Here is a 23,593-nt window from a genome sequence, read left to right on the forward strand (position 1 = left end):
ATGTCGCACCACAATCCCAGACATTTGAACTGCATTGTCTTCGACAGGCTTCTGTCAGCGTAGGCGACAGAATTTGCGTGAAGACCACGCTGCTTAGGTAAGCTGGACACACTTCTCCATGTCACGGTTGCCGGCCGCTATCCGCGCACCATTCCACGATTCCGTCTTTGATCCAGAAGTGACAGCGACAGGCGGTGAGTTGACGCACCGAGGGTGTCACGCTTGGCCGCCGTAGCCAATCAAGGGTGATCGCCCAATGTGGGCGTCGCGTCGGATTGAGTGACAGCTGTAATCTTTCGCCGCAACCGCCGGGGCAGCGCAGGCAGGCCCATTTCTGGTGCCGGCCGTCCTGTACGACCACGATGACCCCGGTCAACATTTCGTCAGGCGTGGGATGCCGTTTGCTGACATGTGCGACGAAATCTGGGCGGCGAATGAGGCGTAGGAGCACCAGCGTTTGGCGAAGAAGATCGCGCCACATCGTCTTACCCTGCACGATCGAGGAATGGATCGACGTCTCCTCGACCCCAATAGTCCGTCTCGACACAGATCGGACAATGTGGATCCTGGGTTGCGCCAGGGCGCCGATCCTGCAAGAGATCAAAACGGCGAGACCGCTGCCAGGCCCATCCATCGGGTCCGCGGAAACCTACCAATCCTTGAAGCAACTCATCGATAGCGAGACACGCGGTCGCCGTTGTGAACGTCACAACAGCCGGGGCCGGATTACCACCACCGCGGACGTAAGCTTCCCGCTTCCGCCTTTCATACTCCTCAGGATTCCGACGACGCAGTTCCTCGTCACGTGCCAAAACCGGATCGACGATGCCACGACAGAGGAGGCAGGGCGCACTCGGGGTCAGTACCGTCACCCGCCCTGTCAGGTCCCGAAGTCCGGTTCCTCCGGGCGCAAGATCGATGGCCAGACCCATATCGAGCACGGGGATAAGGTAGAAATATGCGAGACGGTTGAGAAGCAGTCGACCATCGTGATCGTCGGTGCAGCCGAAAATCACGTCGCAAGCCTTCAACGCGTCGCGATGCGCCGGATTGCCGATCCAACCTCGCACCGGGACTACCCTTGTGCCGAGGCCCAATTCGGTGATCTCTCGGGCGACAACCTCAACTTTCGACCGCATGGCGTCGGCATCCGCACGGCGTGCGCCGTATAAACGATTGAGATTGGTGATCTCGACGATGTCATCGTCGAACAGGACAAGCTGACCGACGCCCAACCGGGCCAGCAGCAAGGCCGTGGCGCTGCCGGTACCACCGCATCCCACGACTCCGACCCGCATTCCCCGTAGCCGTGCATTCAACTCCGGACCGAATGCGAGCGCTTGGCGGGCGAAAGCGTCGAGGTCGTGGGCGAGGGGGAACGCACCGTGGAACGTTAATCGACGGCCGATGATACGTACTGGCGTAGCATCGACTGGACCATGCAGGTCGGGCCATAGCCGAGCCTGAATTTCTCCTGTACCAGTCAGAAGGATGCTGAGGAGTGCTGTGCCCTCGCCATTACGATTGACGGCTAGGCGTGTCAGATCCAACTCGTTGCGATCATCCTGTGGCGAGAAGGTTGCAGGGCCGCGCGGATGGGCATGGACGATGCCGGCGACCAGGCCATCCTGCTTCGCCCGCTTGAGTAGCCGGATGAACGAGACTGTCGACCATGTTACGTGCTGGTCGCTCGCCGAAATGGTGTCCTCTGCTGGGATCGGCAAGACCGCGTAGGAGGTCAAGCGCCGCCGGGAGCGCCGCTCCCAGGGATCACTGCCGATCCAACTCTCACCGCACAGCAGATACGCGGCAGCTTCCGTATCGTCGTCGCGTAGGATCAACCCGCGCAGCGTTTGGAGATGGCTTTCCTGAATCGTCAGATCGACGAGAGTCATGCCGCCTCCTTCAGCGCCGTCTCAATGCGCTTCAGCATGGTCCAGATACCGTCTACGCCAGCGCGCCAAGCGTTGTTGTGACGCGACCAACGCTGCCAGTTCTGGCCAGCGAAGGATATCGGATGATTGGCGGCTTTCGGATACCGGTTCGCCGGCACGAGCCTGAGCCAAGGCAACGCATAGAACATGTCCGGAGGAGTGTCTGGATAGCCGGCCGGTAGAACTATCAGGATGTCTGCCGTCGGGACATCGAATCGTCCCGGCGGCAGTGCAAAGCCCCGCAGGATGAGTGCCTTGGTGCCTGCATTTTCGACTTCCTCGAAGGCAATACCACGTTCAGTCAGATAGCGGCGACACTTCATCGGCAGCACGGCCATCGGTCAACCCTCCGTAGTCTGCACGATGCCGGTGAAGAAACGCTCGATCCCCGCCGCCGATAGATCAACCAACTCGGAGTTGGCGATCGGCCGATCATCGGCACCCCGCACTTCGAGCCAGACGCCATAGGTGGTCGGATCAACACCCGCGAGCTTCTTCAACGTGACGCCGGAGATCAGCGTCCCACCCCATTCGAACACGCGACCGTCGAGTTCAAACCGAAACGAGCGGTCGTTTCGGAACACAAGGAAGCGTTCGACGCCGTTTGCACGCAGATCCGTGGTCTCATCCGGGCGTAATTCTTCCAAGAGGCCGTTCTTGAGCATCTGGAACACCAGATACTCATCTGTCAGGCGCGCGTCCGCGAGTTCCAGGATCTGGAGGCCGGTCGGTATCGGATCCTCAATCACTGCCGGTCGGAACTCCATCTGTTCATTGCCGATCTGGATACGGTATGGCCCATGAGGGCGAATAGCCTTCCCAGCCCGCACTGCATCCTGAATGTCCTCGATAATCTCATCAACGTGGGTCGTCATGATTCAAATCCCTTTCCACACTGGCCCTATTGGCCTCCGTGATCATTATATAATAGCTAATTTTTAGCTAGTCAATAGCCGTAAGGTGGCTGTTTTGTGTTGACAAAAAGGGCGTCGTGCTCTATAAGGCGGCCTCTGGCAAGAGAGATGGCATGACCAAAAAGACGATGACGCTAAACCTCACGGACGCCGAGATGCGGGTCTTGGAGGAACTGTGTGCCAAGAAAGACCTAAGCAAGACGGCCTTGCTGCGTCAGGCGCTTCGCCTCTACCAAGTTGTGGAGGCACGGCTGGAGAAGGGTGACAAGCTGTTCTTTGAGGACGACAGGACCAAGGAGAAGGCCGAGGTGATGATGCTATGACGGTTACCACCAGTCCGATCTATCTCCTTGACGTTCAGAACGGCGAAGCCGTAGTAGCCGAACTCTGGGATTCAATCACAGAGCGCCAACTCGCTGATTGGGAAGCTGAGTGGCTTCCGGAATTGTTCAAGGCGATACAGCGTCTGCACCGTGCGGGGGTTGAGCGGCGCCTGTGGCCGCAGAGCCGACACTGGAACTGGCGCCAGAAAGTGAAGGCCCTGCAGGGCATGCTGGCTCATCCTGGATTCTGCGTCGTTTGTGAGGGCGTTACGCAGGGTATGATGATCGTCGATACGACGACGAAGCGTTGCCGTATCGACCGCCAGAAAGGCCAGCATCTGGTCTATGTTGAGTTTATTGAAAACGCGCCGTGGAATCGGCCGGAAATGGTCACCCCACCGCGCTATCGTGGAATCGGAAGCATCCTCATCCGCGCCGCGATCGCTCTGAGTCAGGAGGAGGAGTTCAAAGGACGGATCGGCCTTCATTCACTGCCGCAGGCCAACGGCTTTTATGCCAACACCTGCGCCATGACGGATTTGGGTGTCGATCCCGAATACGAGGGCCTTCGCTACTTCGAGATGACACCCGAGCAAGCGGAGGCTTTCATCGCGAAAGGGAGCCTTTCATGAAGATCGAGATCACGAAGGAATGGTGCCTCCGTATGGCGCAGCGCGAAGCTGACGCCGAGATCGGAGCCGGCCTGTTCGCGCTCGATCCGGTTTTTGACGGCGAGACATCGTCCGTAATCGAAACCGAGGAAGAGCCGAGCATTGCTTTTGGACGGTTTGTTCATCTGATGCGGCGCCAACGCGGGCTGACGCTCGAGAAGCTTGCCGAGGACACCGATGTCGAGATCGTAGAGTTGGTGGAGATCGAGGACGATGCGCGCCATAAGCCGAAATTGCGGACGGTCTATCAACTCGCGAACTACTTTCGAGTGCCGCAAACCAAGCTGCAGCAGATAGCGGGACTGACCGTGCCGAGAGATTCGCGGCTGCAGGAGGAAGCGGTCCGCTTCGCGGCCCGTTCCGAAACCGTTGCCGCACTCACGCCAGAGGAAAACGCGGCGCTGGAAGCTTTTATTGCTGTGTTAAGTGAGCAGAAGTAAGGGCGGGGTGGTCCATTGGCAAAAAATTATATTCTTTCTTCCAAGACCGCCCACGACATCGACCAGCGGGTCGAGCGGGTTCTGCGGGGGCTCGGCAATCCCGAGCCTCCGCTGTGCCTGAAAGATGCCCGAGAATTGCTGAAGCTTGATCGGGCCTTCTACACCGCCGATGATCCGGGCATCACCCGCGAAGCTATTAGCCGGATTCGCGTTGCGACTATCCAGGTCTACCACCGACCGACGTTGATCATCGATGCGATCCGCAAGCTCTCGCTCAAAGCCCTTTATCTGCCGGATCGCAAGCGCATCCTTCTCGACGGCTCACTACCGATCAAGAAACATCGCTGGAACGAAGCGCATGAAATAGGCCATAGCCTGATCCCCTGGCATGAAGATACCATGCTGGGCGACAATACGCAGACCCTCTCGCCTGATTGTCGAGAGCAGGTCGAAGCCGAAGCTAATTTTGCGGCTGGTCGTATGCTTTTCCTGCGCGAGCGATTTGTCACCGAGGCGCTGAGCCGAGACCCGTCAATCGCTTCGGTTCGGCAATTGCACGGCATATTCGGTAATACAATGTCGACGACGCTCTATCGCTTTATCGAGTGTGCCGGCAACGAACGCCCGATCGTCGGCCTGATCACCGGGCATCCGCATGTCACACGCAGGGGCGTCGACTATGATCCGACCAAGCCTTGTCGGCATTTCATCCAATCGCCGGCTTTTGCTGCGCACTTTCGTCGCATGCCTGAAATCGATCTCTTCGAAGCGGTTGCAGGTTATTGCGGTGGCCAGAGCGGGGGTCCTCTTGGTACCGCCGAACTGATCCTGACCGACGACAACGGCGATCAACATCGCTTTATCTTCGAGACTTTCTATAACCGCTATGATGCGCTCACCCTCGGGGTCTACCTTCGCCCTGAAATGAGGGTTCTCGCGGTTTCGGGCTAAGCGGCCTACGCGGATACGATGCATCTAGCATCAAATGCCCTTTGCCATGGTTACCACCAGCCTCGGTGATGTTCAGTTCCCGTTCGATGTGGAACCGCGCCATGTTCGACCTAGCTGTCTCTATTTTGGGCCGGCGAACGAGATCGTAACCAAGCGCAAATAACGGCGATTGCCGATTTTCCGGTTCTGATGAATCCCTTGGGGACCCGATGCGACGGGCGTGTCGCGTCGAACTTCGGAACCCAAGGCAATGACCCCCACCAAGCTCCTCATCGGCCAGGCCCTCATTGTCTTCGCCATCGTCATCGGCGGTGTATGGGTGGCGACGCAGTGGACCGCGGCGATGCTGGGCTATCAGCCCGGTCTCGGCGCGCCGTGGTTTTCGCCGCTGGGCTGGCCGGTCTACTACCCCTGGCGGCTCTTCGAGTGGTGGTACGCCTACGAGGCCTACGCGCCCGAGCTTTTCCGCCGAGCCGGCCTGCTGGCCGCGGCGAGCGGGCTTGCCGGTACCGTGGTTGCGGTGATCGGCTCGCTGTGGCGGGCCAGGCAGAACCGCTTCGTCGCTACCTACGGCTCGTCGCGCTGGGCGACGCGGAAGGAAGCCGATCGGGCCGGCCTGTTCGAGCCGCGCGGCGTCTTCCTCGGCCGGCTGGGGCGAGCTTATTTGCGCCACGACGGGCCGGAGCACGTGATGGCCTTCGCGCCGACGCGCTCCGGCAAGGGCGTCGGCCTCGTCATTCCGACGCTCCTCACCTGGATCGGCTCGACCGTCATCCATGACATCAAGGGCGAGAACTGGCAGCTTACCGCCGGCTGGCGATCCCGGTTCTCGCACTGCCTGCTGTTCAACCCGACCGATCCGCGCTCGGCCCGCTACAACCCGCTCCTCGAGGTGCGCAAGGGACCGCACGAGGTCCGCGACGTCCAGAACATCGCCGACATCCTGGTCGACCCCGAGGGGGCGCTGGAGCGCCGGAATCACTGGGAAAAGACCAGTCACGCGCTCCTGGTCGGCACTATCCTGCACGTCCTCTACGCGGAGGAGGAGAAGACGCTGGCACGCGTCGCGAGCTTCCTCTCCGACCCACGCCGCTCCTTCGAGCATACCCTCAGGGCCATGATGGCGACCAATCACCTGGGGACGCCACGGGAGCCGGTGGTGCATCCGGTGGTCGCCCAGGCGGCCAGGGAGGTGCTCAACAAGTCGGACAACGAGCGCTCCGGCGTGCTGTCGACGGCGGTGAGCTTCCTCGGGCTCTACCGGGACCCGACGGTGGCGGCGACCACGGCCGCCTGCGATTGGCGCATCGCCGACCTGGTGGACGGCGAACGGCCAGCCTCGCTCTACCTCGTCATCCCGCCCTCGGACATCTCGCGGACCAAGCCCCTGGTGCGCCTGGTGCTGAACCAGATCGGCCGGCGGCTGACCGAGCGCCTGGAGGGCGATCCCGCCAAGCGGCGCCGGCACCCGCTTCTCATGATGCTGGACGAGTTCCCGGCTCTGGGACGCCTCGACTTCTTCGAGACGGCGCTCGCCTTCATGGCCGGCTACGGCATCCGCGCCTACCTGATCGCCCAGTCCCTGAACCAGATCTCCAAGGCCTACGGCGAGAACAATGCGATCCTGGATAACTGCCACGTCCGCATCGCCTTCTCGTCCAACGACGAGCGCACCGCCAAGCGAATCTCCGACGCCCTCGGCACGGCGACCGAGCTCAGGGCCCAGCGTAACTACGCGGGCCATCGCCTCGCTCCCTGGCTCAGCCACGTCATGGTCTCGCGCCAGGAAACGGCGCGGCCGCTGCTGACCCCGGGCGAGGTCATGCAGCTTTCCGCGGCCGATGAGCTGGTGCTGGTCTCGGGCCTGCCGCCGATCCGGGCGAAGAAGCTCCGCTATTACGAGGACCGCAATTTCGCGGGGCGTGTCGCGGCGACGCCGGCACTGACCGGGGACGGCTACCGCGACCGGCCGCCCGCCTGTCCCGATGACTGGACCGGACAGGTTCGTGGCACCGATACGCGTCTGATCGTGGCTGCCGAACGTGAGCTTGGCCTCACCGAAGAGGACGACGAGGGCGGCCTGCAGCAACAGCGCCATCCCGGCCTGCCCGAGGCCGAGGTGACGAAGCCGGTCGAACCGGCACGCCAAAGTGACCTCGATCTTCTCGACGATGAGGCCGATGCGCCGGCCCAGGGCAAAACCATGGATCAGGTGCGGCGGCTCTCCGCTGTCACGCGTGCCTACGGCATCGACGGCGATCCGGGCCGGTGCGACGACGACCTGCTGCCGGGGTTCTGAGGGGACACCATGAAGCCGCGCCATCACCTCTATCTCGACGACGAGCTCACGGAGCAGCTCGAGGCCCTTGCCGCCAAGCCCGGCTCCTCCAAGTCGGCGATCGTCGCCGACGCCTTGCGCGCATTCCTCGCGCGGCGCGGCGCGCGCGAGCTCGACGACCTGCTCAAGATCCGGCTCGACCGGATCAACCGGCAGCTCGGCCGCATCGAGCGCGACCAGCAGATCCTGCTGGAGAGCCTGGCCCTTTTCATCCGCTATCAGCTCACGGTGACGGCGCCGCTTCCCGAGGCGGACCAGGCGGCGGCCCGGGCCCTCGGTCAGGAGCGCTTCCAGGCCTTCATCGACCAGGTGGGCCGGCGCCTCGCCGGCGGCCGCACGCTTTTGAACGAGCTGCTCTCCCGAGCATCGGCGGAGGAGGACAACCCATGACCTGGGACAGCCATCCCGAGAGCCGCGAGCGGCGGCGGACCATGCTGCGCACCGCCATGGGCCCGGCGATCGGCGCCGCGCTCGCCGATCCCTCGGTGATCGAGGTGATGGTCAACCCCGACGGCAGCCTGCGTCTCGACCGGCTCGGTGAAGGCCGGGTCGATACCGGCGAACGGCTCCAGGCGGCCGAGGTCGAGCGCATCATCCGCCTGGTCGCCTCGCACGTTCGGGTCGAGGTCCACGCCGACAATCCGATTGTGAGCGCCGAACTGCCGGAGACCGGCGAGCGGTTCGAGGGCCTGCTGCCGCCGGTCTCGCTCGCCCCCTGCTTCGCGATCCGCAAGCCGGCGGCCCGGATCTATACGCTCGCGGACTATGTGGCCGACCAGGTGATGACGCCTTTGCAGGCGGAAGCCTTGCGGAAGGCAGTCCGCGAGCGTCGCAACATCCTGATCGCTGGCGCCACCAGCTCCGGCAAGACGACGCTCGCCAACGCGCTGCTGGCCGAGATCACCGAGGCCGACGAGCGGGTGATCCTGATCGAGGATACCCGCGAGCTGCAATGCGCGGCGCCCGATTGCGTGACGCTCAGGACCAGGCCCGGCGTCGTCGGTCTTGCCGACCTGGTGCGTTCGACCATGCGGCTCCGGCCCGATCGCATCATCGTCGGCGAGGTGCGGGGGCCGGAGGCGCTGGACATGCTCAAGGCCTGGAACACCGGCCATCCCGGCGGCGTCGCCACGGTCCACGCCAACTCGGCCCACGCCGCCCTCTACCGGCTGGAGCAGCTCATCCAGGAGGCGGTGGTCACCGTGCCGCGCCGGCTGATCGCCCAGGCCATCGACCTCGTCGTCTTCATCCGCGGCCGCGGCGAGGCGCGCCGGGTCGAGACCCTCGCCGAGATCGACGACCGGCTCGACGCCGACGGCGATTACCGTCTGGTCGAGCTCACGCCGGCCCGCCTGCAAGCCTTTTGAAGGAGATCCCCATGCGCCTGTCTTTCTACCGACCTCTTGGTCTTCCGGCGCTCACCGCCGTCCTTGTGGCGGGTATGGCGTCGCCCGCCCTTGCCGCCGGCTCCGGCATGCCGTGGGAGGCGCCGCTGGAATCGATCCTGCAGTCGATTGAGGGGCCGGTGGCCCGCATCATTGCCGTGATCATCATCATCATTACCGGCCTATCGCTCGCCTTCGGCGACACCTCAGGCGGATTCCGGCGCCTGCTGCAGATTGTCTTCGGCCTCACCATCGCCTTCGCGGCGACCAGCTTCTTCCTCACCTTCTTTTCCTTCGGCGGCGGGGCGCTGGTTACATGACGAGGCACGTCGAAGGCTTCGAGGTGCCGCTGCACCGCGCCCTCACCGAGCCGATCCTGCTGGCCGGCGCGCCGAGGGCGATCGCCATCGTCAACGGCACCCTGGCGGCGGCGCTGGGCCTGGGACTGCGGCTGTGGATCGCCGGCGTCCTTGTCTGGGCCATCGGCCATACGCTGGCAGTGCTCGCTGCCAAACGCGACCCGCAGTTCCCCAAAGTGCTGGGTCGCCACCTCCGCCACAAGGGCTGGCTCGGATGCTGAATCTCGCCGAATACCGCCGCAAGCCGGCGCTGCTCGCCGACCATCTGCCATGGGCGGCGCTGGTGGCGCCCGGCGTAGTCCTCAACAAGGACGGCAGCTTCCAGCGCAGCTTCCGCTTCCGGGGCCCCGACCTGGAAAGCGCGACCGAGCCCGAGCTCATCGCCACCTGTGCCCGGCTCAACAATGTGTTGCGCCGCTTCGGCTCCGGCTGGGCTCTCTTCTTCGAGGCCGAGCGCCACGCGGCGCCCGGCTATCCGGTATCCGCCTTTCCGGACCCGACCTCCTGGCTGGTCGATCAGGAGCGGCGGGCCGCCTTCGAGCAGGATCAAGGAGAGCTCAATCCCGAAGCCAGGATGCTTCGACGCCCGCACTTCGAGAGCACCTATATGCTGACGGTCCTCTATCTGCCGCCCCCCGACCCGGTGAGCCGGGCCGAGCGGACGCTGCTCGAAGGGCCGGCCGAGGATCGCGGGCTCAATCGGCGAGATCATCTCAAGACCTTCCTGGCCGAGACCGACCGGGCGTTCGACCTGCTGGCCGGGATTATGCCGGAGTGCACGGCGCTCGATGACGGAGAGACCCTGACCTACCTGCACGGCACCATCTCGACCCGGCGTCACCCGGTGGCTGTTCCCGAGACGCCCATGTACCTCGATGCCGTCCTGGCCGACACGCCACTTGCCGGCGGGCTCGAGCCGATGCTGGGCGACCGGCATCTCCGTACGATAACCGTCCTCGGCTTTCCCAACACGACCCGGCCGGGGCTGCTCGATGACCTCAATCTTTTCGGCTTCGCCTATCGCTGGGTCGTGCGCTTCATCCCGCTCGACAAGACCGAGGCTACCCGTGCGCTAACCCGCCTCCGGCGCCAGTGGTTCGCCAAGCGCAAGTCGATCGTCGCGATCCTCCGCGAAGTCCTCTACAACGAGCCGGCGCCACTCCTCGATTCCGATGCCGACAACAAGGCCCTCGACGCCGATGAGGCGCTCCAGGAGCTGGGCGGCGATCACGTCGCCTTCGGCCACCTGACCGCCACCGTGACGGTCTCGGACGAGAGCCGGACCCGGGCCGAGGAGAGGGTCCGGGCGGTCGAGCGCGTCATCAACGGCCACGGCTTCACCACCATCCGCGAGACGGTCAATGCCGTCGATGCCTGGCTCGGCAGCCTGCCCGGGCATGTCTACGCCAACGTCCGCCAGCCGCTGGTCCACACCCTCAACCTCGCCCACCAGGTCCCGCTGTCGGCGGTGTGGGCTGGACCGGCGCGCAACGACCACCTTGACGGCCCGCCGCTGCTCATGGCCGAGACCGTGGGCACCACGCCGTTCCGTCTCTCGACCCATGTCGGCGACGTCGGGCATATGCTGATCGTCGGTCCCACCGGGGCCGGCAAGTCGGTGCTGCTGGGACTGATGGCCCTGCAGTTCCGACGCTATCCCAATGCCCAGGTCACCCTCTTCGACAAGGGCGGCTCCGCCCGCGCCGCAATCCTCGCCATGGGCGGGCAGGTCCATGCGCTCGGCATCGGTGGGTCCCTGTCGTTCCAACCCCTGCGGCATATCGAAGATCCCGTGGAGCGAAGCTGGGCGGCCGAGTGGATCGCCGGCCTGTTGGCCCATGAGGCCATCCCCCTTACTCCGGAGGTCAAGGAAGCGGTGTGGTCGGCGCTCGGCAACCTGGCGGCGGCGCCGGCTGGGGAGCGGACGCTCACCGGCCTTGCTGTCGTCTTGCAGTCGAATGCGCTCCGCTCGGCGCTCGCCCCCTACACCCTCGAAGGGCCATTCGGCCGGCTGCTTGACGGGGCCGAGGACCGGCTTGCCTTGGGCGACGTGCAGGGCTTCGAGATGGAGGAGCTGATGGCGCAGCCGGGCGCGGTACTTCCCGTGCTGACCTATCTCTTCCATCGCCTGGAGGCACGCTTCGATGGGCGGCCAACGCTGCTTATCCTCGACGAGGCCTGGCTCTTCCTCGACAACCCGCTGTTCGCCGAACGCATCCGCGATTGGCTGAAGACGCTGCGGAAGAAGAACGTCGCCGTCGTCTTCGCCACCCAGTCGCTTGCCGATATCGCCGGCAGCGCCATCGCTCCGGCCCTGATCGAGTCCTGCCCGCAGCGCATATTTCTGCCCAACGACCGCGCGCTGGAGCCGCAAAGCCGGGAAGCCTACACACGCTTCGGCCTCAACGCGCGACAGGTCGACCTGATCGCCGCGGCGCAGCCGAAGCGCGACTACTACCTGCAATCCCGGCGCGGCAACCGGCTCTTCGATCTCGGCCTTGGCCCGGTGGCGCTCGTCTTCTGCGGCGTCTCCGCGGCCGCCGACCAAGCGCAGATCGATCGCGTGCTCAAGGAGCATGGCGCCGAGAACTTCGCCGCGGCCTGGCTCAAGGCAAAGGGCCTCGATTGGGCCGCCGAGCTATTGAACGACTTTCCCCCCAACTTGGGAGACCAGCCATGAGATGTATTCTTGCCGCCGCCGGTCTGGCAGCCGGCCTTGCCCTTTTGCCGGTTCGGCCTGCTCACGCCCTGTTCGGGGCCGGCGACGTGGTGTTCGACCCGTCGAACTATGCCGAGAACGTTCTACAGGCGGCCCGTGCGCTGGAGCAGATCGCCAACCAGGTCCAGGGCCTCCAGAACCAGGTGCTGATGCTGGAGAACATGGCCGCAAACCTGCGGTCCCTCGACTATTCCTCGCTCGGCGCCATCGAGACGACGCTTCGCGATATCAACGGGCTGATGGCGCGCGCGCAGGGCATCGCGTTTCAGATCGGCCGGACCGAACAGGAGTTCGCGAGGCTCTACCCGAAGGAATATGCGACGACCGTCACTACGGACGATCTTGCCCGCGACGCCCGCGGCCGCTGGAAACATTCGATGGATGCCCTGCGCCAGACCCTGCTGGTCCAGTCCCAGGTGGTGCACAACGTCGATGACGACAGCGGCGAGCTCGCCAGCCTCCTCACCCAGTCTCAGGCCGCCATCGGCAACCTCCAGGCCTTGCAGGCGAACAGCCAGATCCTGGCACTCTCCGCCAAGCAGCAGCTTCAGACCCAGGAACTGCTCGCCGCCCAGTATCGGGCCGAGGCGCTGGAGCGCGCCCGCACGGCCGCCGCCCAGGAGCAGGCCCGCGCCCAGCTCGACCGCTTCCTTGGCGACGGCAACGCCTACACGCCGTTGCATTGAGCGAGGGGCCGAAGGCGAGACACCATGCAAGACCTCAACGTTATCGACCAATTCACTCGGACCTTCATCACGTACATCGATTCCGGGTTCGGCCTGCTGACCGACGACGTCGCGTTCCTCACCACTACTCTGGTCGCCATCGACATCACCCTGGCCGGCCTCTGGTGGGCCCTGGGCGAAGGCGGTAACGTCATGGCCCGCCTGATCCGCAAGGTGCTCTATGTCGGCGCCTTCGCGCTGATCCTCGATAACTGGCAGCTGTTCGCCGACATCGTTTTCAACTCGTTCTCCGGGCTGGGATTGCAGGCGACCGACAACAACCTGGGGCCCGGCGACCTCCTTCGTCCCGGCTTCGTCGCCGGCACCGGGTTCGAGGCCGCCTATCCGCTGCTCAGGCAGGCGGGCCAGCTTCTCGGCTTCACCACCTTCTTCGACAACGCGGTGACCATCCTGGTGCTGGTGTTCGCCTGGCTGGTGGTCGTGCTCGCCTTCTTCATGCTCGCGGTCCAGCTCTTCATCACCCTCATCGAATACAAGCTGACCACGCTCGCCGGCTTCGTGCTGGTTCCCTTCGCCCTCTGGAGCAAGACGGCCTTCCTGGCCGAGCGGATTCTCGGCAACGTCATCGCCTCCGGTATCAAGGTCATGGTGCTCGCCGTTATCATCGGCATCGGTACCACGCTGTTCGGTCAGTTCATCGATGCGCTCAAGGGCGCCGAGCCCAGCCTCGAACAGGCGATGTCGCTGGTGTTGGCCTCGCTCGCCCTGTTCGGGCTCGGCATCTTCGGCCCGGGCATCGCCGCCGGCCTGGTCTCGGGCGCGCCCCAGCTCGGCGCCGGCGCGGCCATCGGCACGGCCGGTGCCGTGGCCGCCGGTACCCTTGCCGGAGGAGCCGCAGCCCTTGGCCTGGCCCGCGTCGGCGGATCGGCGGCTCTTTCCACGGTCCGGGCCGGCACCGCCCTCTCCGCCGGCACGGTCACCGCCTATGGCCTCGCTCAAGCCGCCTCAGGAGCGACCAACGCCGCCGGTATTGCGGCTGGCCTTGCCGGTGTTGCGCGGGCCGGAGCCGGTGCGGCGGCGGGTGCCGCTCGTTCCTCGGGCGCACGCCTGTTCGAGGGTCTCGGCGAGAGCGCCCGGCATGGCCGCGAGGCGGCCTGGCAGGCAACCGGCGGAAAACGAGCGGGCGATAGCCCGGCCACCATGGATTCTCGCCGGCAGGCCGGGGCTCCCGACTGGGCCCGGCGCCTGCGCGCCGAGCAGCTTCGCCGTGCCCGCATCCACACCACCGAGCAGGCGATCCGCGAAGGCGACAAGCCCGGCGCCGGCGCCAATCCTGACCTGTCGGAGAAGGAGTAGTCATGTTCCGGCGCGCGACCAACCGCTACGGCGATACCCCCGAGCCCGTCACGCCCTATCAGAAGGCGCAGCAGGTCTGGGACGAGCGGCTCGGCTCCGCCCGTGTCCAGGCCCGTAACTGGCGCCTCATGGCCTTTGTTTGCCTGGGGCTCGCCACTGGTCTCGCAGGAGGCCTCCTCTGGCAGTCGGCGCAAAACCGCATCACGCCCTACGTGGTCGAGGTCGACAGGCTGGGCGGCGTGCAGGCGGTGGGTCCGGCCATCAAGCCTTACGAGCCCACCGATGCCGAGATCGCCTATCACCTGGCCCGCTTCATCCGGGACGTTCGCTCGCTTTCCGTCGACCCCATCGTTGTGCGTAAGGCCTGGCTCGAGGCCTACGGCTACGTCACCGGCAAGGCGGCGCAAGTGCTGAACGCCTTCGCCCGCGCCGACGATCCCTTCAAGGCGATCGGCAGGCGCAGCGTCTCCGTCGAAGTCACCAGCGTGGTGCGCATCTCGGAGGACTCGTTCCAGGTCAAATGGACCGAACAGAGCTGGGAGGAGGGCCGCCTCGCCAAAACCGAGCCCTGGACCAGCATCCTCACCATCGTCCTCCGTCCGCCGCGCGATGCGGCGACGCTCATGCAAAACCCCCTCGGCATCTATGTGCGCGGCCTCGACTGGTCGCGCGAACTCAATCCCGGAGAGACCCCATGACCTCGATCCGCAGCCTGCTTATCGGCGTATCGGCCCTGGCGCTCAGTGCCTGTACCACCAAGGGCGAGCCGCCGGTCATCACTTATGACAGCGGCGACTTCACCCCGGCCGTTGCCGCGCCCGAGCCGCCCAGGCCGGTCAAGATCGTCGCCGTGCCCGAGCCGCTGCCGCTCCCCGGCCAGTTGAAGCCGGTACCGCACGAGACGCCGGCCAAGCCCGACAAGCGGCCGCCCACGGCGAGCGTTGACGCCGCCAACGAAGTGGCACGGCTGGAACCGACCAGGGAGGGCTACGTCAATGCCGTCCAGGTTTATCCCTTTACCGAAGGGGCACTCTATCGCCTTTATGCCGCGCCCGAGCAGGTGAGTGACATCGCGCTCCAGCCCGGCGAGAAGCTGGTCGCGGTCTCGGCCGGCGACACGGTGCGCTGGGTGGTCGGCGACACCACCAGCGGCAGCGGCGCGCAGAAGCAGGTCCATATCCTCGTCAAGCCGATCGCCCCGGATCTCGATACCAACCTCGTCATCGCAACCGACCGGCGGACCTATCACCTGGAGATGGAGAGCACCCGCCACACCTACATGGCCTCGGTCTCCTGGCACTATCCCTACGACGAGCTGATCACATTGCGCCGGCAGAACGAGCGGGCGGGCGAGGCGGAGGCCAGTGTCGTCGATCATGGACTTGCACTCGACGAACTGCGCTTCCGCTACGCCATCACCGGCGACGATCCACCTTGGCGACCGGTGCGGGCGTTCGACGACACCCATAAGGTTTACATCGAGTTCCCGCAGCGGATTGACCAGGGCGAGTCGCCGCCGCTCTTCGTGGTCGGTCCCAAGGGTGGCGCCGAGCTCGTCAACTACCGAGTGCGCGGGAACTACTACATCGTCGACCAGCTGTTCGGTGCCGCCGAGCTGCGTCTCGGCGAGGATCCCCAGCAGGTGGTCCGCATCAGCCGCACCGACGGGCGTCCGGCGGGCACCACATCGCCGCAGCCTTCCTCTTCAGCGGAGCATTGACGATGGCCGATCCCGCCGCTTCTCCGCCGAAGGCCGATCCGGAAGCGCTGGCGCTACGCACCCGGCCGCGTCCGGTCCGGCGCTTCAACCGCAAGGTCCTGATCGTCGGCGCCACCGTCGGCTCCGCCGCGATCTTCGGCGCCACCCTACTGGCTCTCAATCCGTCGAGCTTCCGGAAGAGCCAGACCGGTGACGAACTCTACAACACCGGCCAAAGGCCTACCGCCGAGGGGCTTGCCGAGCTACCGCGCAATTACGGGGAGATCCCGAAGTCGGCCCCGAAGCTCGGACCGCCCCTGCCGGGGGACGTCGGGCCGCCCATGGTCAGCATGGAGAGGGATTTCGGCGTGAAGCCGCCGGCAACCACCGGCACCACCTTCAGGCCTAACCCTGAGGAGGATGCCGCTCGGGCCGAGCGCCTCCGGGTGGCACGCCAGGCCCGGCAGGCCCGAGAGTCCGGCGTGTTCTTCCGGATCTCCGCCGGGCAGGGGAACGGGAAGGTGCCGACCCAGCCGGCGGCTGGGCAGGGGGCGGTGCCAAGTCCTTCAACAGGCGTGGCGCAAGCTGACGTCCATCGTCTCCAGTTCGATCCCGAGCATGATCAGAACGCCCAGGGCCGTAAGCTGGCGTTCATGGATCAGCGCACCGACCGCGAGGTCTATAACCCGCATCCGCTTCAGGAGCCGGCCTCGCCGCACGAGGTAATGGCGGGGACGGTGATCCCGGCGAGCCTCGTCACCGGCATCAAATCCGACCAGCCGGGCCTGGTGATCGCCCAGGTCACCGGGAACGTCTACGACACGCCGACCGGCCGCTACCTCCTGATCCCGCAGGGGGCCCGCCTGATCGGCCAGTACGACAGCGTCATCGCCTTCGGCCAACGCCGGGCGCTCGTCATCTGGAACCGTATCGTTATGCCGGACGGCTCGTCGGTCGTCATCGACAACCTGCCGGCGACCGACACCGCCGGCTACGCCGGGCTTGAGGACGAGGTCGACTACCACACCTGGCGGCTCATCACCGGCGTGGCGCTCTCGACGTTGCTCGGCGTCGGCACCGAGCTGACCTTTGGTCAGGACGAGAGCGACCTTGTCCGTGCGTTCCGCGAGTCTGCCCAGCGGGACGTCAATCGCGCCGGCCAGCGCATCACCGAGCGCAATCTCGACATCCAGCCGACCCTTACCATCCGCCCCGGCTGGCCATTCCGGGTCATCGTCCATAAGGACCTGATCCTGCTGCCGTACCGGGGCTGACAAGGGAGAGAACGATGCCCGACCTGAAGCTTGCGAAGCTGCCCGACCGGGCGCCGGCCAAGATCACCGTCACCGTGACGCCCGAACTCAACCGGGCGCTCCAGGCTTATGCCGAGCTCTATCGCGAGACGTACGGCGAGGCCGAGCCCGTGGCCGAGCTCATCCCCTACATGCTGGAGAGTTTTCTGGCGGCCGATCGCGGATTCACCAAAGCGCAACGCGAGCGGTCACCCTCTAAACGGAATTGACCCACCAACAAAGGAGCAAGACCCATGGCCATCATTGGCACCTTCACCCCCACCAAGGAGGGGGGCTGGGTTGGGGTAATCCGCACCCTCATGATCGACGTGAAGGTACGCCTCGTGCCCAATGACAACCGGGACAGCGATCGGGCGCCGGCCTTTCGGGTGTTCGCTGGGCGCTCGGAAGTGGGGGCGGCTTGGTGCGAGCGTACGAGTGAAGAAAATCCGCGGAAATATCTCAGCGTGCGGCTCGACGATCCCAGCCTGCTTGAGTCGCTTTCGGCCGCCATGTTTGAAGACGCAGACGGCAAAAAGGCTCAGCTCGTGTGGAGTCGGCGGAGGTTAAGCTGACACATAGCAGCAGATTTTTCTATTTCTAGCACGGCCATTGCCACAGCTCTTCCTACTACAGCGAGTGGTCGCAGCTTTTTCATCAGAATCTTGCATGCTCGTGTGTTATAAGAGCCATAAGAATCAAGGTAATGGGGGGATGGCGCCAAACGATGGGCCTTCGTGAACTTCCGACAGTCCCTGACCTCACGACCTCGACCGACAAGCTGCTAGAACAATTTTATATTCCGGCGTTGGGCAGATCGACGTCATATGATCGTGGAGTTGGGTACTTCACCTCGAACTGGCTCCGGCTCGCTGCGTCTGGCATCACTGGGCTCGCCTCTGGTGGCGGCAAAGTTCGCATTATCGCAAGCCCGAAACTCGATCCACGAGACTGCGCCGCGCTTAACGAGGGCGCCGATGCGCGCAATGATCCAACTCTTCGAGCCGCACTCGAAAGAGCGCTTGAAGATCTGAGCCATGACCTCGCATACGACACTCTTGCGGCGATAGCCTGGATGGTGGCGGATGGTCTGCTGGAGTTTCGCATCGCCATCCCAACAGGTGAACTCGACGGCGATTTCCATGACAAGTTCGGCATCTTTCGGGACGCAAATGGAGATTCAATCGCCTTTCATGGCTCCCCCAATGACAGTGAGAAGGCCTTTCGGAACTACGAGTCCATCAGTGTTTACTACTCTTGGGTGGATGCTCGCGAAGCCGCACGCGTTCAGAGTCAGCAGGATCGGTTCGACCTAATATGGGGAAATGGAGATGCTAGCCTTCGCGTATATGAGCTTCCTGATGCAATCCGCCGTAATCTAATCGAGTTTACGGCTAGCTCTGAACGACCGTATCCAACACCCCCTACGCGTAATGGTCCAGCTGACGTAAAATATCAGCAATGGCGTCATCAGCGTGATGCTTTGGCCGAGTTTCTGAAGCATAAAGCCGGTATTCTTGAGATGGCGACAGGCACCGGAAAGACACGGACCGCGCTATCCATACTTAATGAACTCCGTGAGCGTGGCGTTGTACAAACCACTATTGTAGCTGCCTATGGAACTGATCTTCTAGATCAGTGGCACAGGGAGCTGCTTCGCCATGCCAGCGTTGCTGTATTTCGAGCGTATGAGCGGCACCGCGAAGGGCAATCCTTCCTGAACGATCCTGCCTCAGCGGTATTGTTGACCTCTCGTCAAACGCTCGCTGAGATCCTCCCCAAGCTTTCTCCCACTATCTTCCGCCAAGGCCTGCTCATCTGCGACGAGGTACATGGGATGGGATCGCCGGCGCTAGTCGCCGCGTTAGCCGGTCTTCTGAAACCCTTCACCTATCGGCTCGGCCTCAGTGCAACTCCAGAACGGGAATACGACGGCGAGGGAAATCGCTTCATCGAAGAAGAGATCGGTCCCGTGATCTTTCGGTTCACCCTGAAGGATGCCATTCAACGCGGGATTCTTTGTGGCTTCGACTACGTTGCCCTCGAGTACGCCTTTTCGGATGAAGATAGAGCCGCAGTTCGACAAGCAATTCGCCGTTACCATGCGAAGGTGCGCGTGGGGGAAGCACCGGCACTTGAGGTTCTCTATCAGGAAATTGCGCGCATTCGGAAGTTGTCAAAGGAAAAGATCTCACCATTCCGGGAATGCGTCTCTAGACTTCCAGAACTTTTGAATCGTTGCTTGATATTCGTGGAAACAGCCGAATATGGCTTTCTCGTGCAAGACATCCTCATGAACCTGAGGATCGACTTTCACACATACTACGGCGACGACGATCGGGAGAATCTCACCCGCTTCGCTCGCGGAGATTTAGCTTGTTTAATCACCTGCCATCGGATCTCCGAGGGGATCGATATTCGTTCGGTGAACAATATTGTGCTGTTCGCATCGGCGCGGGCGCGGTTGGAGACGGTGCAGCGACTTGGGCGCTGCTTAAGAGTTGACCCGAACAACACCAATAAGCGGGCGACTGTCATTGATTTCATCCGGACTGACGACATTGACGAGGACGATCCGACTGGTGAGCTTAGTGCGGATATCGAACGTCGAGATTGGTTCCGCGAACTTGCAACAATTAGGCGAACGTCCGAGCACGATTAATGATGGGTTTTGTGCGGGGGAATACGTTTATGGCTGATCTTCATCCCGATATTGATGCCGCTATCGAGGATATCCTTGCCGGCGCTGTGGATCAGACGCCCGAATTCAAGCGTCGTTTACGCAAGCTCATTGAGAATGCCACGATCGGAAATCTCGTCGATAATGATGTCCGGGAGGTGATTGAACTCGCGGTCGTCGATGAGAATTTGGAGGACTAACATGGATGTCCGAGTCCTAGGCTGGCGCTATGAAAATATTCGCGGTGACCTGCGAGATATCGAAATCGACCTTGCATTAACGCCAAACCGTTGGACGCTTATTCAGATGCCTAACGGAACTGGCAAGACGACCACGATGTCACTTTTTCGGGCCATCTTCGCCGGCGAGGCCCTCACTCCACAGGCGGTCCGCAATTTTCGAGCGGCTGACAACGCCGATACTGGCCTATTTGAAGTCCGGCTTACGGTCGATGGCAGACCATTTAGGCTCCAGCTTAAGTTGGATTATCGCGACGGAAGCCACTCTTATTGGACAGCGCGGTCGGAGGTTCGCAGCGGTGGCCTCGATGAAGGGTTATCGCTCCCCACGGAATTACGTCGGTTGTTGACGCCCGAGTTCAGCCGGTTGTTCATCTTCGATGGCGAACTAGCCAAGGAAATTCGAACGGTTGGCAAGGAGCGAGCCGCCGACGCTATTCGTACACTGTACGGTCTTGATCGGCTAGCTGACCTTAGCCGGCAGATCGACCGCCTCGTAGGCGAGACACAGCAGCGGGCGGCCGCAGTGTCAACGGCTAGTGAGTTGAAAGGCGTACGCCGGTGGCGAAACGCATACGATGCTGCTGTCGCAAACAAGGAGAGGCTGACCCAACAGCACCTGGATTTCCAGAAGCAACACCGGGATCTTGAAGCGCGCGGATCAAGTCTCACCGCTCAAATAAGTGGCCGGATTCAACAAGACGAGACTTTGAAGAAGCGGAAGCAGCAGCTTGATGAGGAGCGGGAGAGAATCGATCGCGCAATTTTTGAGCTGACTGCACAGGGCATGAGTGTGCTTCGAGCGCCTGCGAAGCTCCATCCTCGCATCCTCGATCGCCTACGCGGGCTCGGCGGCAGGTTAACTCACCTCAAATTGCCAAAGACCATTTCCGCTGAGTTTTTTAAAGAATTAGCGGAACAGACAGAATGCGTGTGTGGTCGGTCAATCACCCCGCCGGTCAAACAGGCCATTCTTGATCGCGCTGATTCCTATCTTGCTGAAGACCAAATCTTAGTCATAAACAAGATGAAACTGGCGTTGCGGGAGAGCTCGGCCGACGTCACCCAAATCAACGCCGTAGCTACGGCTCTGACAGCACGACAGCGCGAGCTCCGTCAAAACAAAATGGCGCTAGACCAGCTCGAACTTGACCGCATAGAGGCGGGTGATACCGAGGTAGAGCGCCTGCGCAATGAAGTTCGCCGCGTTGAGACCGACCTTGAAAAAATTGACGCAGCACTTGAGCGGCTTACGACCCGCGATACATCGCGACAGCGGGCGCTCGGCGTGACCGCAGAAAGCAACTTACCCCTTTGCGAAATTGAGCTGAAGCGATGCCGGGAGAAGCATGCTACGGCCACCAAAACACGTCGATTTGTCATGCAGTCGGAATGCATGAAAGAGATCCTTTCATCCATTACAGTTGAGGCTCTCGATAAGCTTCGTGAAAGGGTTCGGCTCTCTACGAATGAAAAATTGGCTCAACTTGTACCAAGCGAGAAGCTTCGCATCGCCAAGATTGGGGGCGCGTTGGAGTTGGAGTCAGGTGGCATAGCTTCCAAACCAGGCGTAAGTGAAGGACAAAGCCTTGCTGTTGCTTATGCGTTCCTAACGTCCTTGCTGACTGACGCGACCTATAAGTTGCCTTTCATCGTCGACAGCCCGGCGGTTTCGTTAGATACAAAAGTGCGTCGTGAAGTAGGCGACCTTATTCCGGATCTTTTTGACCAGATGATTATATTCGTTATATCCAGCGAGCGGGAAGGCTTTGCGGACGCCTTTTATGATCGCGAGGGTGTGAAGTATCTGACCGTCTGGCGCGACGGTCACAGTGGGACGGAAGTTAGAGAAGGACTGCCGTTCTTCCGTACATTTCATCAGTTGGAGGCGGTTCAATGAGCTTTGTATTCCCGCTAGGAGGACGGACGTTTTTCAAGTTGGTGGAAGCACATCGAGACGGATTTACAAAATTTATAATGTTTGATGCCTATTATTGTTGCTTAATGGCTGGTCTTGACGTGCGAAAAATCGGCAACGACGGGGACTTAGAAGGTGATGTCTTCGTCAATGGGTATCCTGATGACTATAAAGATCAAGCAGATATTCTCGCCGGTCTGTTGATAGATGCTGAGTTGGATCGCAAGGGGATCAAGGCTGATGACAAAGCGAGTATCGAAAACGAGATGATCCAACTCGTGAACCCAACCTCGGCTACCCGGCTGAGCGAGAACGGCAACAAACTGCTTAATCTTTACGCCGCAGCGGGTTTTAAGATTCTACAAGATCGAATGATGCCCCCGGCTAGTCTCGATGAATTTATTGTTGCCTATCACAGCTATTGGCATACTGGTTCTGTGGAGCCGGCCATATAAATCATAGTCATTTACTATTCTTGCTCGACAGACCCTGGCGCGGAGCCGTCAGGCGGCGGGTCGTGCCATTTCGCGCAGTCGGTGCGCCTCTCGGACAATCGCATCCAGCGCCTTCTCCATATCAGCCGTAGTCGTGAAGCGACCTGGAGCGATCCGAAAGGCCGTACGAGCTCGGCTCGTATCGCCAAACATCGCTAGTAACACGTGCGATGTTTCTATTTTGTCGGTCGTGCATGCGCTTGAGGCGGAAAAACTTAGTTGACCTCGCAATGCTCTGATCAGCGCAAGCGGTTCTACTCCATCAATCGAGAACGAGAGGTTGTTGGCTAGACGCTCCGTCGGATCGCCATTTAAGAGAGCCCCTGGTAAAGCCGCAATCAGTTCGTCACGAAAGACATTACACAAGGCGCGCAATCGGATGGCGTCCTCTTGTGCCTGGACGTGTGCAAGCTGCAAGGCCTCTCCCATGCCTACGATCGCAGCGGTGTTGAGCGTTCCTGGGCGAAGGCCTCGCTCGTGACCACCTCCGTACATAATTGGGACAAGCCGCGGTCGCGGTCGACGCGAGCGGATATAAAGGGCGCCGACCCCTTTGGGGCCGTAAGCCTTATGCGCCGACAGACTGGCCAAATGAATGTTGTCGCGCTCTACGTTGACATCTCCGTAGGCTGTCAGTTGAGCTAGGTCGCTGTGAAACAACACTCCTCGCGCTGCACATAAAGCTCCAATGGCAGCTAACGGCTGCAGTGTGCCAACTTCGTTGTTTGCAGCCATCACCGAGACCAAGGCTGTGTCTTCCCTCAGAGTGTCGGCAATGGCATCGGCCGAAACACGGCCGTTATTGTCGACATCGAGATAGGTGATACACCATCCCTCGCACTCTAATGCGCGAACAGGTTCCAGTACCGCCGGATGTTCAATCCGTGTCGTGACTATGTGTCGCTTCTCGGGTGCCCCGCGAGCGATGCCTAATATGGCAAGGTTGTTCGCCTCTGTACAACTTCCGGTGAAGATTATCTCTTGCGGCCGACAGCCGATGGCTTGAGCGACCTGTTCGCGCGCACGGTCCACTGCCAATGCCGCCGAGTTTCCATGCTCATGCTCAACGCTGGACGGATTGCCAAACAGAGCCTTAAGATAAGGCTCCATTGCCGCGAAGACCCGTGGGTCAATCGGGGTCGTTGCATTATGGTCGAGGTAGATCGCCGACGTTATCGCCTCCGGTACGCTCATG

Annotated in this window: 26 protein-coding genes; 21 read left to right on the forward strand and 5 right to left on the reverse strand. The window is 62.2% G+C overall.

Annotated features, from left to right (window positions below):
- Positions 1 to 121 precede the first annotated feature (121 nt).
- The 4 genes from ODR01_RS25290 to ODR01_RS20255 are packed head-to-tail and all read right to left on the reverse strand — an operon-like array spanning position 122 to position 2,809.
- Positions 122 to 481: a DUF6527 family protein gene (locus ODR01_RS25290; protein WP_394356857.1), complete on the reverse strand. Its 360-nt coding sequence runs from the start codon at positions 479 to 481 to the stop codon at positions 122 to 124.
- Between the two features lie 4 nt (positions 482 to 485).
- Positions 486 to 1,895, reverse strand: coding sequence for a ThiF family adenylyltransferase (locus ODR01_RS20245; RefSeq protein ID WP_316979516.1), 1,410 nt, complete (start codon positions 1,893 to 1,895; stop codon positions 486 to 488).
- Positions 1,892 to 2,272: an E2/UBC family protein gene (locus ODR01_RS20250; protein WP_316979517.1), complete on the reverse strand. Its 381-nt coding sequence runs from the start codon at positions 2,270 to 2,272 to the stop codon at positions 1,892 to 1,894. Before ODR01_RS20250 ends, ODR01_RS20245 begins: the two co-directional genes overlap by 4 nt.
- 3 nt (positions 2,273 to 2,275) lie before the next feature.
- Positions 2,276 to 2,809, reverse strand: coding sequence for a multiubiquitin domain-containing protein (locus ODR01_RS20255; RefSeq protein WP_316979518.1), 534 nt, complete (start codon positions 2,807 to 2,809; stop codon positions 2,276 to 2,278).
- 152 nt (positions 2,810 to 2,961) lie between these two features.
- Here ODR01_RS20255 and ODR01_RS20260 point away from each other — a divergent pair, with 152 nt between their 5' ends.
- From ODR01_RS20260 to ODR01_RS20360, 21 genes are all read left to right on the forward strand, one after another.
- A complete protein-coding gene (locus tag ODR01_RS20260) occupies positions 2,962 to 3,171 on the forward strand; it encodes a ribbon-helix-helix protein, CopG family (protein ID WP_316979519.1) in 210 nt (69 codons plus the stop codon).
- Positions 3,168 to 3,803 (forward strand): hypothetical protein, encoded by a 636-nt coding sequence (locus ODR01_RS20265; protein WP_316979520.1) that lies wholly within the window; start codon positions 3,168 to 3,170, stop codon positions 3,801 to 3,803. The genes ODR01_RS20260 and ODR01_RS20265 overlap by 4 nt, the downstream gene beginning before the upstream one ends.
- The gene (locus ODR01_RS20270; RefSeq protein WP_316979521.1) at positions 3,800 to 4,282 is read left to right on the forward strand and encodes a helix-turn-helix domain-containing protein; all 483 of its coding nucleotides are present in this window, start codon (positions 3,800 to 3,802) and stop codon (positions 4,280 to 4,282) included. Before ODR01_RS20265 ends, ODR01_RS20270 begins: the two co-directional genes overlap by 4 nt.
- A gap of 15 nt (positions 4,283 to 4,297) precedes the next feature.
- On the forward strand, positions 4,298 to 5,233 hold the full coding sequence (locus tag ODR01_RS20275) for an ImmA/IrrE family metallo-endopeptidase (protein ID WP_316979522.1): 936 nt from the start codon (positions 4,298 to 4,300) through the stop codon (positions 5,231 to 5,233).
- 250 nt (positions 5,234 to 5,483) lie between these two features.
- Complete coding sequence (locus tag ODR01_RS20280; RefSeq protein WP_316979523.1) at positions 5,484 to 7,532, forward strand: conjugal transfer protein TraG; 2,049 nt, start codon at positions 5,484 to 5,486, stop codon at positions 7,530 to 7,532.
- A gap of 9 nt (positions 7,533 to 7,541) precedes the next feature.
- Complete coding sequence (locus ODR01_RS20285) at positions 7,542 to 7,961, forward strand: ribbon-helix-helix domain-containing protein (RefSeq protein ID WP_316979524.1); 420 nt, start codon at positions 7,542 to 7,544, stop codon at positions 7,959 to 7,961.
- The gene (trbB, locus tag ODR01_RS20290) at positions 7,958 to 8,938 is read left to right on the forward strand and encodes a P-type conjugative transfer ATPase TrbB (RefSeq protein WP_316979525.1); all 981 of its coding nucleotides are present in this window, start codon (positions 7,958 to 7,960) and stop codon (positions 8,936 to 8,938) included. Before ODR01_RS20285 ends, trbB begins: the two co-directional genes overlap by 4 nt.
- 74 nt (positions 8,939 to 9,012) lie before the next feature.
- A complete protein-coding gene (locus ODR01_RS20295) occupies positions 9,013 to 9,276 on the forward strand; it encodes a TrbC/VirB2 family protein (protein WP_449441459.1) in 264 nt (87 codons plus the stop codon).
- Positions 9,273 to 9,536, forward strand: coding sequence for a VirB3 family type IV secretion system protein (locus ODR01_RS20300; RefSeq protein WP_316979527.1), 264 nt, complete (start codon positions 9,273 to 9,275; stop codon positions 9,534 to 9,536). Before ODR01_RS20295 ends, ODR01_RS20300 begins: the two co-directional genes overlap by 4 nt.
- The gene (trbE, locus tag ODR01_RS20305) at positions 9,530 to 11,995 is read left to right on the forward strand and encodes a conjugal transfer protein TrbE (RefSeq protein WP_316979528.1); all 2,466 of its coding nucleotides are present in this window, start codon (positions 9,530 to 9,532) and stop codon (positions 11,993 to 11,995) included. Before ODR01_RS20300 ends, trbE begins: the two co-directional genes overlap by 7 nt.
- A complete protein-coding gene (gene trbJ, locus ODR01_RS20310) occupies positions 11,992 to 12,720 on the forward strand; it encodes a P-type conjugative transfer protein TrbJ (RefSeq protein WP_316979529.1) in 729 nt (242 codons plus the stop codon). The genes trbE and trbJ overlap by 4 nt, the downstream gene beginning before the upstream one ends.
- Before the next feature lie 24 nt (positions 12,721 to 12,744).
- Positions 12,745 to 14,076, forward strand: coding sequence for a P-type conjugative transfer protein TrbL (gene trbL, locus ODR01_RS20315; protein ID WP_316979530.1), 1,332 nt, complete (start codon positions 12,745 to 12,747; stop codon positions 14,074 to 14,076).
- Positions 14,077 to 14,078: 2 nt separating this feature from the next.
- Positions 14,079 to 14,774 (forward strand): conjugal transfer protein TrbF, encoded by a 696-nt coding sequence (gene trbF, locus ODR01_RS20320; protein ID WP_316979531.1) that lies wholly within the window; start codon positions 14,079 to 14,081, stop codon positions 14,772 to 14,774.
- A complete protein-coding gene (gene trbG / locus ODR01_RS20325) occupies positions 14,771 to 15,796 on the forward strand; it encodes a P-type conjugative transfer protein TrbG (RefSeq protein ID WP_316979532.1) in 1,026 nt (341 codons plus the stop codon). Before trbF ends, trbG begins: the two co-directional genes overlap by 4 nt.
- Before the next feature lie 2 nt (positions 15,797 to 15,798).
- Positions 15,799 to 17,049, forward strand: coding sequence for a TrbI/VirB10 family protein (locus ODR01_RS20330; protein ID WP_316979533.1), 1,251 nt, complete (start codon positions 15,799 to 15,801; stop codon positions 17,047 to 17,049).
- A gap of 14 nt (positions 17,050 to 17,063) precedes the next feature.
- Positions 17,064 to 17,297 (forward strand): DUF2274 domain-containing protein, encoded by a 234-nt coding sequence (locus ODR01_RS20335; protein WP_316979534.1) that lies wholly within the window; start codon positions 17,064 to 17,066, stop codon positions 17,295 to 17,297.
- Between the two features lie 24 nt (positions 17,298 to 17,321).
- Entirely contained in the window at positions 17,322 to 17,642 is a 321-nt protein-coding gene (locus tag ODR01_RS20340) for a DUF736 domain-containing protein (protein ID WP_316979535.1), read from the forward strand.
- A gap of 152 nt (positions 17,643 to 17,794) precedes the next feature.
- On the forward strand, positions 17,795 to 19,729 hold the full coding sequence (locus ODR01_RS20345) for a DEAD/DEAH box helicase family protein (RefSeq protein WP_316979536.1): 1,935 nt from the start codon (positions 17,795 to 17,797) through the stop codon (positions 19,727 to 19,729).
- A 29-nt stretch (positions 19,730 to 19,758) separates the two neighbouring features.
- The gene (locus ODR01_RS20350; RefSeq protein WP_316979537.1) at positions 19,759 to 19,947 is read left to right on the forward strand and encodes a hypothetical protein; all 189 of its coding nucleotides are present in this window, start codon (positions 19,759 to 19,761) and stop codon (positions 19,945 to 19,947) included.
- A 1-nt stretch (position 19,948) separates the two neighbouring features.
- Entirely contained in the window at positions 19,949 to 21,886 is a 1,938-nt protein-coding gene (locus ODR01_RS20355) for an AAA family ATPase (protein WP_316979538.1), read from the forward strand.
- Positions 21,883 to 22,359: a hypothetical protein gene (locus tag ODR01_RS20360; protein ID WP_316979539.1), complete on the forward strand. Its 477-nt coding sequence runs from the start codon at positions 21,883 to 21,885 to the stop codon at positions 22,357 to 22,359. The genes ODR01_RS20355 and ODR01_RS20360 overlap by 4 nt, the downstream gene beginning before the upstream one ends.
- A gap of 48 nt (positions 22,360 to 22,407) precedes the next feature.
- On the opposite strand, the gene dndA is transcribed toward ODR01_RS20360, so the two are convergent.
- Positions 22,408 to 23,592, reverse strand: a complete 1,185-nt coding sequence (dndA, locus tag ODR01_RS20365) for a cysteine desulfurase DndA (protein WP_316979540.1) — start codon at positions 23,590 to 23,592, stop codon at positions 22,408 to 22,410.
- Position 23,593 lies beyond the last annotated feature (1 nt).

Source organism: Shumkonia mesophila (assembly GCF_026163695.1).
GTDB lineage: Bacteria > Pseudomonadota > Alphaproteobacteria > Rhodospirillales > Shumkoniaceae > Shumkonia > Shumkonia mesophila.

Excerpts from the sequence above, each read along its gene's own strand:
- ODR01_RS25290 (WP_394356857.1), bottom strand. The coding sequence starts at position 481 with ATGTGGCGCGATCTTCTTCGCCAAACGCTGGTGCTCCTACGCCTCATT.
- ODR01_RS20245 (WP_316979516.1), bottom strand. The coding sequence starts at position 1,895 with ATGACTCTCGTCGATCTGACGATTCAGGAAAGCCATCTCCAAACGCTG.
- ODR01_RS20250 (WP_316979517.1), bottom strand. The coding sequence starts at position 2,272 with ATGGCCGTGCTGCCGATGAAGTGTCGCCGCTATCTGACTGAACGTGGT.
- ODR01_RS20255 (WP_316979518.1), bottom strand. The coding sequence starts at position 2,809 with ATGACGACCCACGTTGATGAGATTATCGAGGACATTCAGGATGCAGTG.
- ODR01_RS20260 (WP_316979519.1), top strand. The coding sequence starts at position 2,962 with ATGACCAAAAAGACGATGACGCTAAACCTCACGGACGCCGAGATGCGG.
- ODR01_RS20265 (WP_316979520.1), top strand. The coding sequence starts at position 3,168 with ATGACGGTTACCACCAGTCCGATCTATCTCCTTGACGTTCAGAACGGC.
- ODR01_RS20270 (WP_316979521.1), top strand. The coding sequence starts at position 3,800 with ATGAAGATCGAGATCACGAAGGAATGGTGCCTCCGTATGGCGCAGCGC.
- ODR01_RS20280 (WP_316979523.1), top strand. The coding sequence starts at position 5,484 with ATGACCCCCACCAAGCTCCTCATCGGCCAGGCCCTCATTGTCTTCGCC.
- ODR01_RS20285 (WP_316979524.1), top strand. The coding sequence starts at position 7,542 with ATGAAGCCGCGCCATCACCTCTATCTCGACGACGAGCTCACGGAGCAG.
- trbB (WP_316979525.1), top strand. The coding sequence starts at position 7,958 with ATGACCTGGGACAGCCATCCCGAGAGCCGCGAGCGGCGGCGGACCATG.
- ODR01_RS20295 (WP_449441459.1), top strand. The coding sequence starts at position 9,013 with ATGGCGTCGCCCGCCCTTGCCGCCGGCTCCGGCATGCCGTGGGAGGCG.
- ODR01_RS20300 (WP_316979527.1), top strand. The coding sequence starts at position 9,273 with ATGACGAGGCACGTCGAAGGCTTCGAGGTGCCGCTGCACCGCGCCCTC.
- trbE (WP_316979528.1), top strand. The coding sequence starts at position 9,530 with ATGCTGAATCTCGCCGAATACCGCCGCAAGCCGGCGCTGCTCGCCGAC.
- trbJ (WP_316979529.1), top strand. The coding sequence starts at position 11,992 with ATGAGATGTATTCTTGCCGCCGCCGGTCTGGCAGCCGGCCTTGCCCTT.
- trbL (WP_316979530.1), top strand. The coding sequence starts at position 12,745 with ATGCAAGACCTCAACGTTATCGACCAATTCACTCGGACCTTCATCACG.
- trbF (WP_316979531.1), top strand. The coding sequence starts at position 14,079 with ATGTTCCGGCGCGCGACCAACCGCTACGGCGATACCCCCGAGCCCGTC.
- trbG (WP_316979532.1), top strand. The coding sequence starts at position 14,771 with ATGACCTCGATCCGCAGCCTGCTTATCGGCGTATCGGCCCTGGCGCTC.
- ODR01_RS20330 (WP_316979533.1), top strand. The coding sequence starts at position 15,799 with ATGGCCGATCCCGCCGCTTCTCCGCCGAAGGCCGATCCGGAAGCGCTG.
- ODR01_RS20335 (WP_316979534.1), top strand. The coding sequence starts at position 17,064 with ATGCCCGACCTGAAGCTTGCGAAGCTGCCCGACCGGGCGCCGGCCAAG.
- ODR01_RS20340 (WP_316979535.1), top strand. The coding sequence starts at position 17,322 with ATGGCCATCATTGGCACCTTCACCCCCACCAAGGAGGGGGGCTGGGTT.
- ODR01_RS20345 (WP_316979536.1), top strand. The coding sequence starts at position 17,795 with ATGGGCCTTCGTGAACTTCCGACAGTCCCTGACCTCACGACCTCGACC.
- ODR01_RS20350 (WP_316979537.1), top strand. The coding sequence starts at position 19,759 with ATGGCTGATCTTCATCCCGATATTGATGCCGCTATCGAGGATATCCTT.
- ODR01_RS20355 (WP_316979538.1), top strand. The coding sequence starts at position 19,949 with ATGGATGTCCGAGTCCTAGGCTGGCGCTATGAAAATATTCGCGGTGAC.
- ODR01_RS20360 (WP_316979539.1), top strand. The coding sequence starts at position 21,883 with ATGAGCTTTGTATTCCCGCTAGGAGGACGGACGTTTTTCAAGTTGGTG.
- dndA (WP_316979540.1), bottom strand. The coding sequence starts at position 23,592 with ATGAGCGTACCGGAGGCGATAACGTCGGCGATCTACCTCGACCATAAT.